11 protein-coding genes and 2 pseudogenes are annotated in these 12159 nt (G+C 69.5%); 3 read left to right on the top strand and 10 right to left on the bottom strand.

Annotation, left to right across the window (positions count from 1 at the left end; all coding sequences use genetic code 11):
- The first annotated feature begins 5 nt into the window (after positions 1–5).
- Positions 6–482, top strand: coding sequence for a hypothetical protein (locus AC07FN_RS24130; protein ID WP_478397655.1), 477 nt, complete (start codon positions 6–8; stop codon positions 480–482).
- 76 nt (positions 483–558) lie between these two features.
- Here the strand turns inward: AC07FN_RS24130 and AC07FN_RS24135 are convergent, their stop codons facing one another.
- From AC07FN_RS24135 to AC07FN_RS24170, 8 genes and pseudogenes are all read right to left on the bottom strand, one after another.
- Positions 559–1209: a GNAT family N-acetyltransferase gene (locus AC07FN_RS24135; protein ID WP_478397656.1), complete on the bottom strand. Its 651-nt coding sequence runs from the start codon at positions 1207–1209 to the stop codon at positions 559–561.
- Positions 1210–1280: 71 nt separating this feature from the next.
- The gene (locus tag AC07FN_RS24140; protein WP_478397657.1) at positions 1281–2348 is read right to left on the bottom strand and encodes a DUF6924 domain-containing protein; all 1068 of its coding nucleotides are present in this window, start codon (positions 2346–2348) and stop codon (positions 1281–1283) included.
- A gap of 173 nt (positions 2349–2521) precedes the next feature.
- Entirely contained in the window at positions 2522–3094 is a 573-nt protein-coding gene (locus AC07FN_RS24145) for a class I SAM-dependent methyltransferase (protein ID WP_478397658.1), read from the bottom strand.
- Positions 3095–3163: 69 nt separating this feature from the next.
- Complete coding sequence (locus tag AC07FN_RS24150) at positions 3164–4819, bottom strand: MDR family MFS transporter (protein ID WP_478397659.1); 1656 nt, start codon at positions 4817–4819, stop codon at positions 3164–3166.
- On the bottom strand, positions 4816–5394 hold the full coding sequence (locus tag AC07FN_RS24155; RefSeq protein WP_478397660.1) for a TetR/AcrR family transcriptional regulator: 579 nt from the start codon (positions 5392–5394) through the stop codon (positions 4816–4818). The genes AC07FN_RS24150 and AC07FN_RS24155 overlap by 4 nt, the downstream gene beginning before the upstream one ends.
- Before the next feature lie 143 nt (positions 5395–5537).
- The gene (locus AC07FN_RS24160) at positions 5538–6689 is read right to left on the bottom strand and encodes an AfsR/SARP family transcriptional regulator (RefSeq protein ID WP_478397661.1); all 1152 of its coding nucleotides are present in this window, start codon (positions 6687–6689) and stop codon (positions 5538–5540) included.
- A gap of 172 nt (positions 6690–6861) precedes the next feature.
- Positions 6862–7164 (bottom strand): helix-turn-helix transcriptional regulator, encoded by a 303-nt coding sequence (locus tag AC07FN_RS24165; protein WP_478397662.1) that lies wholly within the window; start codon positions 7162–7164, stop codon positions 6862–6864.
- A gap of 229 nt (positions 7165–7393) precedes the next feature.
- Positions 7394–7648: pseudogene (locus AC07FN_RS24170) on the bottom strand (AraC family ligand binding domain-containing protein); the annotation flags it as partial.
- 411 nt (positions 7649–8059) lie between these two features.
- Here AC07FN_RS24170 and AC07FN_RS24175 point away from each other — a divergent pair.
- Together AC07FN_RS24175 and AC07FN_RS24180 are read left to right on the top strand one after the other, a co-directional pair.
- Positions 8060–8920: an alpha/beta hydrolase gene (locus AC07FN_RS24175; RefSeq protein WP_478397663.1), complete on the top strand. Its 861-nt coding sequence runs from the start codon at positions 8060–8062 to the stop codon at positions 8918–8920.
- 44 nt (positions 8921–8964) lie between these two features.
- A complete protein-coding gene (locus AC07FN_RS24180; protein ID WP_478397664.1) occupies positions 8965–9840 on the top strand; it encodes a macrolide 2'-phosphotransferase in 876 nt (291 codons plus the stop codon).
- Between the two features lie 48 nt (positions 9841–9888).
- On the opposite strand, the gene AC07FN_RS24185 is transcribed toward AC07FN_RS24180, so the two are convergent.
- Positions 9889–11193: an SLC13 family permease gene (locus AC07FN_RS24185; protein WP_478397665.1), complete on the bottom strand. Its 1305-nt coding sequence runs from the start codon at positions 11191–11193 to the stop codon at positions 9889–9891.
- A gap of 86 nt (positions 11194–11279) precedes the next feature.
- Positions 11280–12032, bottom strand: a pseudogene (locus AC07FN_RS24190) (fumarylacetoacetate hydrolase family protein).
- Positions 12033–12159 lie beyond the last annotated feature (127 nt).

Raw genomic sequence — 12159 nt, forward strand, 5'->3', positions numbered from 1 at the left:
CGACTGTGACGCGACTTGCTGTGACGGGACACCGAGGGCTGCCGCAGCAGACCACAGAACTGGTGCAGCATGCGCTCCGTGTCGAGTTGGGGAAGTATGGCGGCTCCCTGATCGGGCTGAGCTGCATCGCGGACGGCGCGGATACGCTCTTCGCACGAGCGGTCCTCGATCAAGGCGGGTCGCTGATCGTCATCGTTCCGGCGGCCAACTACCGCGAGAAACTTCCGGAAGAGCACCACGCCGACTACGACGAACTGTTCAGCCGGGCCTCGGAGATCATCCGGCTCGACTTCCCCGATTCGACCTCCGAGTCCCACATGATGGCCAGCGTCAAGATGATCGAGCTGGCAGATCGCCTCGTTGCAGTGTGGGACGGCAAGCCTGCTCGTGGCTACGGGGGCACGGCTGATGTTGTGGATGCCGCTCGTGAGCATGATCTCCCGGTCACCGTCATCTGGCCGGATGGAGCCGAGCGCGACTAGCCTCCCTGCATGTTGGTGGCCAGTTGCAATTCCCCGCAGGCAGCCAGTTAGCGGGGAATCATCTGGCCACCGGCGGTCACGGAAGGTTAATGCCGAGCAGCGGCAAGCACGGGGAAAGTCCCTTGATGCCGACCGGTACGGCGCGATGCCGCTCCCAAGCCGCGCGAGTAAGCCGCAGTCGATGCTCAACCGACGCGGCCCCACGGACAGCGCGGCGTTGGAGGCCGTCGGGTTGGTAGCCGAGCTTTCGAGAAACGGCCTGGGAGGCCACGTTGTGCTCAAATGCGGCGGAGACGGCCTCTTCCACATCAAGGCCGGCGAAGGCGAGGTGGAGTACTGCGGCGCGCATCTCGGTGCCGATTCCCTGCCCGTGGTAGCGCTGCCCAAGCCACGAGCCCGTGTGCACCTCCCGGGTAATGCCCAGGTCACGGGCATCGATGCTCTGCTGTCCGACGACGACTCCGCCGCGAAATACGGTGAGGTTGAGCGACCAATTCTGCGGGGTCCAGCTGCCGAGCTGCCGCCAGTAGTGCTGGATCACGTTCAGTGCGACCTGTTCGGGCGGGTGGTCGGTCCACGGCACAGTGAAGGGCATGACGTCTGGATCATGGACGCCGCTGGCGGCCAGTTCGGCCAGCTCACTGAGTTCATCGGGCGAGGGCAGGCGCAGTTCGAGCCGCGGCGTTGTCAGCCTGAGCCCGACCAGCGGGAAATGGTCGACCAGCATGCGTCCATTGTGGTGGCGGGGCGGCCGCAGATCATCCTATTTTCGGGCGCAGACTGAGTCTGGAAAAGGCTCTAGAGCATTGGCTGCACGATGCCGTTCTCGTCCACGTTGTCGGCGAAGTCCTCCCAGTCCATGTTCGCTATCGACAGGTTGTTCTCGATCTCCTGGATCGCCGGTGGAGTGGCGCGGAAGGTCTGGCCGAGGTTTTCCTCGTCGAGATCGACGACCAGCACGTGGCGTTCGGGGGATTCCATGGTCGCCTTGTCGGCGACGACCAGCAACGCCCAGTCGGCGTCCGGCGGCAGCAGCTGGACGAGTTGTGCGGCCGTCAGGCCGTCGAACCTGATGTCGTCGACGGGTTCCACGTTCGCGATGAAGACGTCGTCGCCGAACACCTGGCGCGGTGCGGTCACCTGGCTGCTCGCCGCGGCCCACGCCTCGTCGTCGGAGAAATCGGTGCGCACCAGGGGTACCGACCCGAGCGGCAGCTGCGGCGTGCCGGCCGGAACCTCCGCCGGCGCCACCGGTTCGCGCGCCTCCTCGAACAGCGGCTCTTCCGGGGGTTCCACGAGCGTGCCCCGGTAGGCGACCGGGGCTTGGCCCGCCGGTTGGCGGTAGCCGATGAATTCGGCGCCGGTTTTCTTGAAGGTCGAGCCGGCGACCGTGAATTCCTCGGACTCGCCAGACCAACCGGGCTTCCACAGCCCGACCGAGTACGCGTCGCCCGATCGGTCGCGCCACGCCACCCACTGCAGGGGCGACTCCTCGCCGTCGTCGATGAGGAACCGCAGTCGCCCCGCCGGGTGCCACCCCTTGGACAGGGTTTCAGTGGTGAACTCGAACCCGTGGACACCGTCGGCGTCCGCGAGGACCTCCCGGCCTTCGAGCTCGCCGCGAACCTGGATCAGGTGGGCGCTGTCCGCTCGGCGGTGGCCGAAGCAACCGCTCATGTCCGGCGCGAAGGCGAGTGAGGACTCCGCGCCGTCCCGCGTGACCCAGGACAGCTGCTCCGGCACCGCGCTCCCGTCTTCGGCGATGTGCACCAGCAGCCGGGGGCCTGGTTCCCACTCCACGGCCGCAAGATCGCGCCGCCACATGCGAAAGACGAACACCGAAGCGTTGCCCGAAGCCGACTGCACAGAAGTCTCCTCACAACCACGGCGCCGGAACACACAGCCCGGCGGCACCTCACGAGAGGCTCAACGTAGCCACGCCTCATGGCAGGCAGCGCCGCATCTGGGGAGGACTGTCCCGACGGGCAAATTGCGAATCCTGAATAGGCAGCGGAATGCCCGACCGTCTCTTGTGGACTTCAGCGGGTGTGGACCGAAACCGCGTAGTCGCCGTCGGTGAAGGGGGCCTGATCCCAGGTGGCGAATCGATCGGTCAGCGTGAGCCCGGCCGCCGCCGCGTGCGCGTCGTAGTCCGCGATCCGGTAGCCGCGGTCGAGGCTGAAACCGGCGATGAGCACGCCCGCGGGCCGCACGTGGCGGGCCACGCCCGCCACGAGCGCCGCCTGCGTGCCGGGCGGGGTGAACAGCGGGACGTTGCCGGCCATGACGACCACGTCGAAGGTCCGCCCGAGGTCGAGCCCGGCCAGGTCGGCCTGGACCCAGGAGATGCCCGGGGCCAGGCGGCGGGCGGTGGTCAGCATCGAACCGTCGACGTCGGCCCCGACGACCTCGATGTCGTGCCGGGCCAGTTCGATCGCCACGCGGCCCGTCCCGCAACCGGCGTCGAGAACGCTCGCGGGGGAGAAGGAGCGGACGAAGCCCGCTTCGCCGTGGACATCCGCCCCGGACGCCGCCAAGGCGTCGAAGCGCTGCTGGTAGTCCTCACCGTCCCACTCGGCGGGTGCGGTGGCGGTGTCGCGTCCTTCAGGCATGGCTCGATCCTCGCATTCCCGGAGACCTGCGAGTACTACCGGCCTACCGGTAGTACTCGCAGGTGGCGGTCACGGAACCGGATCTTCGGATCCTTCCCGGCGTGCGCTCGCCTGGTCGGCCTCCGGCGCCTTCTGCGTGCGCTGCTCGGCTTCCAGTCGCTCCGCCTCCTCGCCGCCGATCGCCTCACCGCGGGCGACGAGCCCGGCGACGTCCGAGAGCGGGATCTGCTTGAGGACCAGGGCGAGCAGGAAGGCGATGCCGATGAACGGCAGCAGGTACCAGAACACGGGCGCGAGGGCGTCGGCGTAGGCCGTGACCACGCCGTCGCGGAGCTGCTCGGGGAGCTGGCTCAGCGTCTTGGGATCGAGCGTCGCGGTCGCGGTCGAGGCGTCCGCCGCCGAGGCGCCGGAGGCGGTGAAGACCCCGGTGAGGTTCTCGGTGAGGCGGGTGGTGAAGATCGTGCCGAACACCGCGGTGCCGAGCGCGGCACCGACCTCGCGGAAGTAGTTGTTGGTGCTCGTCGCGGTGCCGATCATGGCGGGTGGCACCGCGTTCTGCACCACCAGCACGACCACCTGCATGATCAGGCCGAGGCCGGCGCCGAAGATGAACAGGTAGACGCAGATCAGCCAGACCGGGGTTTCGGCGGTGAGCGTCGTCATCAGGACCATGGCGACGGCGGTGATGATCGTGCCGACGATCGGGAAGATCCGGTAGCGGCCGGTCTTGGTGATCGCGGAGCCCGAGGCGATCGAGGTGCCGAGGAGACCCACCATCATCGGCAGGAGCAGCAGCCCGGAGGCGGCCGCCGAGGTGCCCGACGACATCTGCAGGAACGTCGGCACGAAGCCGATGGCGGCGAACATGCCGAGGCCCAGCGCGAGGCCGATCGCGGTGGCGTTCACGAAGATCGGGTTGCGGAACAGGCTCAGCGGGATGATCGGGTCCGCGGCGCGCGCCTCGGTGATGACGAACGCGACCGTCGCGGCGAGCAGACCGAGGCCCCAGGCCCACGTCTCGATCGCGGTCCAGCCGTGCGCCTTGTCGCCGCCGAAGTCGGTGAAGAAGATGAGGCACGTAGTGGCGATGGAGAGGAACACGACGCCGAGGACGTCGATCGGCTGGGTCGCCTTCTTGTTCGGCAGGGTCAGCGCGACGAGCGCGATGACGAAGGCGGCGATGCCGACCGGGATGTTGATGTAGAACGCCCACTGCCAGCTGAGGTGGTCGACGAAGAACCCGCCGAGCAGGGGACCGCCGACGGCCGACAGGCCGAAGATGCCGCCGAGCGGGCCGAGGTACTTGCCGCGCTCGTTGGCGGGCACGATGTCGGCGATGATCGCCTGCGACAGGATCATGAGCCCGCCGCCGCCGAGGCCCTGCATGGCCCGGAACACCACGAACGACCAGAAGTCCGTGGCGAACGCGCAGCCGACCGAGGCGAGCGTGAACAGCGCGATCGCGATGAGGAACAGCCGGCGCCGGCCGAGGACGTCGCCGAACTTTCCGTAGATCGGCATGACGATCGTGGTCGCGAGCAGGTAGGCGGTGGTGATCCACACCTGGTGCTCGACGCCGCCGAGATCGCCGACGATGGTCGGCATGGCGGTCGAGACGATCGTCTGGTCGAGGCTGGACAGCAGCATGCCCGCGATGAGCGCGCTGAAGATGATCCAGATCCGCCGCTGCGTCAGCAGTAACGGGGCGGGCGCGGTGGTGGTCATGACTTCCGTTCGAGGTTCGGCGCGAAGAGCTCGCGGACGGCGGCCAGCCGGCGGGCGAGGATCTCCGCGAAGGAGTCGGAGTTCGTCAGGGTGAGGAATTCCCGCACGGCGGCCGAGACCAGGGCGCGGATGACCTGCACTGCGGCGGCGGCGCGGAGATCACCGGGAGCGAGGCCCTCGCGCTGCTCGACGAGTTCCACGTCGGACTGCTCGTCGAGCTGCATCTTCTCGACGAACCGGGTGAGCAGCCGGGGCTCGCGCTCGAACACGGCGAGGACGTCGCGGATGCTCTCGGCCGTGATGTCCGCGCGTTCCCAGCGCTGCACCGCCAGCTCGGCGAGCTCGTCGAGCAGGGTCGGCGAGAGTCCGGGGCTCGCGGAGGTGCCGTGCGCCAGGAACTGGTCCGTGAGCGCGTCGTCGTCCTTGCGTGCGGTGATTCCCAGGACAGCGTCGTCCTTGGAAGCGAAGTAGTTGAAGAAGGTGCGGCGGGAGATGTCGACCTGCTCGCAGACTTCCTCGACGGTGAACCCGGACAGCCCGCGTTCGGCGGTCAGCCGGAGAGCGACGGAGGTCACCTGAGCAGCGGTCGCGGCCATGCGCCGCTCGCGAAGGTTAGTTGCACGATTCATCTCATAGTGCAGTATTGCACCCTCGGTTGCACAGTGCATCAATACCCACTGTGCTCTCGACCGCACCCGACAGGGCGACGGCTGACACGTCAGATCGGCACGGCATGCGGCGGGGAGCGCAATGAAGACCGGCTCGGGGAGCCGGTGACAGCTGTGTCCCGCTGTGTGGCACCACGGCTACCCACGTGCCGCAATGAGGACCGGCTCTGGGAGCCGGTGACAGGCGATCTCGGGCAGATCGCGCAGGCCGTGCCGGGGGCGCCGCAATGAGGACCGGCTCGGGGAGCCGGTAGCCACAACCGGCCTCGCCGGTGGGCCCGGTGCCGGGACGCCGCCTCCACCGCCAGCCGGGTCTTGCCCACGCCGCCGGGGCCGAGGACCGTGACCAGCCGGGAGGTCTCCATCAACTCGGCGAGCAGTTCCAACTCGTCGTCCCGGCCGACGAACGTGGTCAGCGGCGCGGGCAGGCGGCCCGGTGCCGATTCGGGCCGTGCCGCCGTGCGGTCCGTTCCGCCGCGCAGCACGGCCAGGTGCGCCTCCCGCACCTCGGCCGAAGGATCGACGCCGAGCTCGTCGGCGAGCGTGCTGCGGAGTTCCTCGTGCACGGCCAGGGCATCGACCTGGCGGCCGGCCGCGTGCAGCGCGCGCATGCGCAGCGCGGCCAGCCGTTCCCGGAGCGGGTGCTCCGTGGAGAGCGTCTCCAGGTCGGCGAGGATCTCGGCGTGGTGACCGAGTCGCAGCTCCGCATCGAAACGGTCTTCGACGGCTCCGATCCGGAGTTCCTCCAGGCGCGCGCCGGCCCTGGTGGCGAACGGGGCGTCGAGCACGTCGGAGAAGGCGGTGCCCTGCCACAGAGCGAGCGCGGCGCCTAGCGATGAGGCCGCTTCGCGCGGCACGTCCGCTGCTAGTTCCCGCCTGCCCCGCGCGGTCATCTCCTCGAACCGGTGCGCGTCGACGTTCTCCGCGGGCACCGCGAGCCGGTAGCCCGTCCGCGTCGACTCCAGCGTCCCGGCGTCCCCGAACGCCTTTCGCAGCCGGTACACCACTGCGTGCAATGCGTTGACCGCGTCCGCCGGCGGATCGTCGTACCAAAGGTCGTCGATGAGCGAACCGGTCGGCACGCTCTCGCCCGCGGTCAGCGCGAGCCTCGCCAGCAGCATGCGCGGCCCGGCGCCCGGGACGCGGATCGGCGCCCCGTCCTCCGCGCAGGCCCCGACCGGCCCGAGCACTGTCACCCGCATGGTCCCCAGTCCTTCACATCGCCCCTCGTCCCCGCGGGTGGCAAGCCACGCCGCGGGCGAACGAGATCATCGTAGGTCCGATCGCGGGTCCCTTTTCCGGGTGTGCCCGACCGGCCGGGGAGCGGGAGTGCCTGCGCAATCCTGGTCCACAGTGGAGCATTTGGGTGCGCGGTCATTCCGTTGGAAGGCTGCTGAAGTACTGGGATGGGGGCTTGCCGAGGCAACGGCGGAACATCGCGCTGAACGCGCTTGGGCTCTCGTAGGACAGCTGCGCCGAAACCCGCGTGACCGACTCGCCCTTGGCGAGCATCTCGACGGCCGCCAGCAGCCGCGCCTGCTGGCGCCAGCGGCCGAACGTGCAGCCGACCTCGGCGACGAATCGGCGGGCCAGCGTCCGCTCGCTCATGTGCGCGTGCTGCGCCGCGTCGGCGGTGGTCCACGCGAGCTCCGGCTCGTCGATGAGGCGCCGGCACACCTGCAGCAGGGCGGGGTGGCGGGGGGAGGGGCAGTTGCAGGGGTACGACTGTCAGCGGCGCGAATTCGTCCAGCAGCAGCTCCATGACCAGCCCGTCGCGGCCGCGCGGGTCGTAGTCGATCGGGATCTTGGTCGCCGCGAGCAGCAGTTCGCGCAGCAATGGCGTGACCGCCACCACGGTGCACGACGTCGGCAGGTGCGGGCGTGCACCGGGTTCGACGTAGACGGTGCGCATCGGGACCGCGCCGGAGGTGCGCATCGCGTGCCGGACCCCGGCGGGTATCCAGACCGCCCGCTGCGGCGGTGCCACCCAGGTGCCCTCCGGGGTGGTGACGGTGATCGCTCCGGACGTCCCGTAGATCAGCTGGGCCCGGCGGTGCGAGTGCTCCGGGATGGCGTGGCCGTCCGGCAGGTCGCGGGCCATCGCGGCGAGCGGCCGGGCGGTGCGCTGGTAGTCCTCGCGGTCCTCGCTCTTGCCGAACATTGGCAGCCCTTCGACGATGCGTGGCCGGTTCGCGCGAGACAGCCAGTGGTAGTCCGCCGGAGACTGTAGAGGCTGTTTTGGATGTCGTGGTGTGAGGTGTGGTATCGCGGGGTTTTGTCTTTGAAGCGGCGCAGCCGCTTGGCCCACCCTCGCAACCGGCACCGCCGCGGGTTCTCGGGCGTCTCCTCGGGAGGACAGCCCCAGCGCTGTGTATTGGCATACATGAGTCGGGGATCCCGGACCGAGGGGGCGTCTGAGGTTCCGCCACCCGCACCGCAACGCAGGCCGAGTTTGGAAACAGGCTCTATGGTCCGGCCGGTCGACGGGCGTGATCGAGTGCCTGCGAGGCGTCGGAGGCAGGAGCGCTCGGGCCGGACTGTTGTGCAGGGACTACGCGGAGGACGTTGACCGATGATCGTCGATGGGATCGAGCGGAGCCGGCAGTGGCTGGACGCCGAGTACAACGTGCGCGCCGGCATCCCGGACCACGAGGAGATCTTCGCCCGGTGGACCGCGGAGAGCGAGCAGCTGCGCTCCGCGGCGGACGTGCGGTCGGTCGGCTACGGCGACCATCCGAAGCAGGCGTTCGACGTCTACCCGCCGGCGGCGCCGACCGGGGCGGACCCGCTGCTGGGGTTCGTGCACGGCGGGTACTGGCAGTCGCTGGACAAGGAGATGTTCGGCTTCCTCGCCGCGCCGTACACGGCCCGCGGCATTTGCTTCGCCTCGCTGGACTACCGGCTCGCTCCCGAGGCGGGCATGGACGAGATCGTCGCCGACGTGCGCGCCGGGATCGCCGAGATCGCCAGGCGTGCCCCGCAGTTCGGGGCCGATCCGGGCCGGATCTTCGTCGCCGGGCACTCCGCCGGCGGCCACCTCGCGGCCACGGCCGTGGCCACGCCCTGGGAGGACTTCGGCCTGCCCGCCGACCTGGTGACCGGGGCGTGCGCGATCAGCGGCCTCTACGACCTCGAACCGATCCAGGCCTGTTATCTCAACGAGAAGCTGGGCATGACGCGCGAGATCGCGCGGCGAAACAGCCCGGTCCGGCAGCAGCCCGCCCACGCATCCCCGCTGATCCTGACCTTCGGGGGCGCCGAGTCTTCGGAGTTCGCGCGCCAGCAGGAGGAGCTCGTGCGGGCGTGGTCGGCGCACGGGGTGCCGTGCGAGGTGGTGGACCAGGCCGACGGCCACCACTTCGACGCCGTGGAGCGGCTCGCCACCGACGGCCCGCTGCGCGAGGCGGTGCTCGCCATGATCCGCGGCGCTTGAAACTGAATCGCGTCGAGCGGCCTCCGGACGCTACGGTTCGTGGCGTGTTCGTCGATCTTGCCCGCAAGCACGGGCTGCAGGTTCGCGTGCTCGAAATCGATGAGACGGGCTGGGATTTCCAGGTCGGGCACGCCGTGGCCGCCGACGGCGCGCGATGGGTGCTCCGCGTGCCGCGGCGTCCCGAGGTCAGCGAGCTGATCGCGGGGGAGCGGCGGCTGCTGGAGTTCCTGCGCCCGCGGCTGGACGTCGCGTTGCCGCAGTGGGAGGTGTGCACCTCCGAGCTCGTCGCCTACCGGCGGCTGCCCGGTTCGCCGTTGGGGCCGGAAGATCCGGTGACGTTGGCGTACCAGTGGCGGATGGACGCGCCCGAGGAGCTCTTCTGGGTCCTCGGCGCGGTGATCGCGGAACTCCACCGCGCGCCGGTGGCGGAGATCGCCGAGCTCGGTGTTCCGGTGTCGGAGCGCACGGCGTCGCGCGACGAGGCCGACGACCACCTCCGCCGCGCGGAGTCCGAATTGGACGTTCCGGCGTGGCGGGCTCGCCGGTGGCGGGAGTGGATCGACGACGACCGGTACTGGATCGGCGAGTCCGCCGGGCTCCGCCTGGTGCACGCCGACCTGCACCCGGGGCACCTGCTCGTGGACGATTCCGGAATGCTGACCGGAATCCTGGACTGGACCGACGCCGCGGTCGACGATCCGGCGCTCGACTTCATCGCTCCGCGCCGGGCGTTCGGCGAAGCCGGCCTCGACCGGCTGCTGGCCGCCTACGTCGACGCGGGCGGACGGCCGCGCGAGCACTTCCGGGAGCACGTCGAGCAGCTGTCGTCGTTCTTGTTCAGCGTCTCGCTCGGCATCCACGGGATCGACACGGGCCACGACGGCTACGTCAAGATCGCCCAGGAACGCCTGCTGGAGTGACGTGCGGCCCGGGGTTCGGCGGCACGGGCCGCCGAACCCCGGGTTCCGTCAGAGCCAGCCGGGCAGCACGAAGATCGCGACCGACAACACGGGCGCGACCACGATCATGCTCATGCCCCACGCCATCAGCCGCTTGAACGTGGTGTCCCGCGCCTCCTCCGGGGTGCTGGCGATGACGAGCGCACCGCTGGTCGAGAACGGGGACGAGTCGACCACGGACGACGAGATCGCCAGGGCGATGATCAGGCCGACCGCGCCGACCTGACCGGTCTGCAGGAACGGCACCGCGAGCGGGATGAGCGCCCCGAGGATCCCGGTGGTCGACGCGAACGCGGACACCCCGCCGCCGATCAGGCAGATGACGAACGCGGCCAGCAGCGGGATCCCGATGCCGACGACGCCGTTGCCGAGGTACTCGATGGTGCCGACGCTCTCCATCAGGCTCACGTACGTCACCACGCCGCAGACCAGCAGCACGGTCGGCCACGCGACCTCGGACACGCACTTCTTGGTGACACGGGGCCACAGCAGGATGATGATCGTGGCGATGCTCAGCGCGAGCAGGCCCACGTCGAACTCCAGCGCCAGCGCGCCGACGGCCAGCGCGACGAGCCCGACGAGCGTCACGACCCGCTGCACGTTCAAGGTGATCGCCTCGACGGCCGTGCTCGTCCGGGTCGCGGTCGCCGCGCCTCCGCCACCCACCGGCTCGTCGTCCTGCCGCGTCGGATCGGTGCTGACCCGCCTGCCGAGCAGTTGCCTCCCGCCGAACATGAAGAACACTGCCACGCTCAGCAGCGTGTTGAACAGCAGCAGGCTGATCCACAGCAGCACGGGATCGCCCGGCAGGCCGCTGCGTTCCACGACGCCGTTGGTGATGCTGCCGAAGATGCTGATCGGCGAGAAGCCGCCCGCGCTCGCGCCGTTGATGATGAGCAGGCCCATGAGCAGCGGGTTGATCCGGTAGCGCGTCGCGAAGTTCATCCCGATGGGGGCCATCATCGCCACCGCGCCGGGGACCACGGCGCCCACCATCGTCAACAGGCTGGTGACCAGGAACATCACCCACGGGATGAGGGCTATTCGACCCCGCACGGCCCGCACTCCGCTGTGGATGAGCCAGTCGACGGTGCCGTTCGCCTTGGCGATGGCGAACAGCAGGGTCACGCCGACCAGGGTGACGAACAGGTCGCCCGGGAAGCCGGCGAAGAGGTCGTCGCTGGACTTGTCGAACACGAACGTGCCGAGCAGGAAGGCGCCCAGGAACGCGACCGCTCCCATGTTCACCGAGCGCACGGTCGCGAAGGCGAAGATCAGAACCAGGCCGATGATCGATATGATCTGTAAGGACATCGACACTCCTCGAGGCTGACGTTGACTCGCAGGGGTTGTGGATTCGTGTTGGTACGGCGACGGAATCTGACGGCCGGACGGCCGGGTCAGACCCGGTCGGCCACCGCGTTGCGCAGTGCGCCCACCCCGGAGATCTCGACCTCGACGACGTCTCCGGGCACCATCGGCCCCACCCCGGCCGGACTGCCGGTGAGCAGCACGTCGCCGGGTTCGAGGGTGATCCAGCGGGTGACGAAGGCCAGCAGTTCCCCGATCCCGAACACCATGTCCGCGACCGATCCCCGCTGGACGACCTCCCCGGCCAGCCTCGTGGTGATCCGCAGGGCCGACGGATCGGCCACCTCGGTCTCGATCCAGGGGCCCAGCGGGCAGAACGCGTCCGCGCTCTTCGCCCGCGTCCACTGGCCGTCGGCCCGCTAGTCGTCCGCGGTGACGTCGTTCGCGCAGGTGTAGCCCAGCACGACGTCGGCGAAGCGATCGGCCCGCACGTTGCGCGCGGTGCGGCCGATGACGACGGCCAGCTCGCCCTCGTACTCCAGCCGCCGCACCTCGGGCGGCCGCAGCACCTCCGCGTCCGGACCGGTGATCGCGTTGGGAGCCTTGAGGAACAGCGATGGCTGTTGCGGCCAGGGCCTGCCCTTCTCCGCGATCTGGTCGGCGTAGTTGCTGCCCGCGCAGACGATCACGCGCGGCTCGCACGGGGCGAGCAGCGTGACCTCCGACAGCGCCCCCACGGCTCGCCCCGGGGTGTCGTGCCCGTCGGGCAGTTCGTGCACCAGATCGCCGACGACGGCGCCGCGGCCGACCCGGTCGCCGAGGCGGTAGCGGACTATTCGCATGGTCCCTCCTAGTGTTCCGAGTCGTTAATAGTTTTATTGATTCTGGTGCAGTAGTGGGCGAGGCTGGCGAGGATCTCGTCAGCGGTCTTGGTCCACACGAAGGGTTTCGGGTCCTCGTTCCACGCTG

The sequence above is a fragment of the Saccharopolyspora sp. NPDC045941 genome (genome assembly GCF_056431445.1).

Coding starts and splice junctions, on each gene's coding strand:
- AC07FN_RS24150 (WP_478397659.1), bottom strand. CDS start 4,819: ATGACCACCACCGCGCCCGCCCCGTTACTGCTGACGCAGCGGCGGATC.
- AC07FN_RS24145 (WP_478397658.1), bottom strand. CDS start 3,094: ATGCCTGAAGGACGCGACACCGCCACCGCACCCGCCGAGTGGGACGGT.
- AC07FN_RS24135 (WP_478397656.1), bottom strand. CDS start 1,209: ATGCTGGTCGACCATTTCCCGCTGGTCGGGCTCAGGCTGACAACGCCG.
- AC07FN_RS24185 (WP_478397665.1), bottom strand. CDS start 11,193: ATGTCCTTACAGATCATATCGATCATCGGCCTGGTTCTGATCTTCGCC.
- AC07FN_RS24160 (WP_478397661.1), bottom strand. CDS start 6,689: ATGCGGGTGACAGTGCTCGGGCCGGTCGGGGCCTGCGCGGAGGACGGG.
- AC07FN_RS24175 (WP_478397663.1), top strand. CDS start 8,060: ATGATCGTCGATGGGATCGAGCGGAGCCGGCAGTGGCTGGACGCCGAG.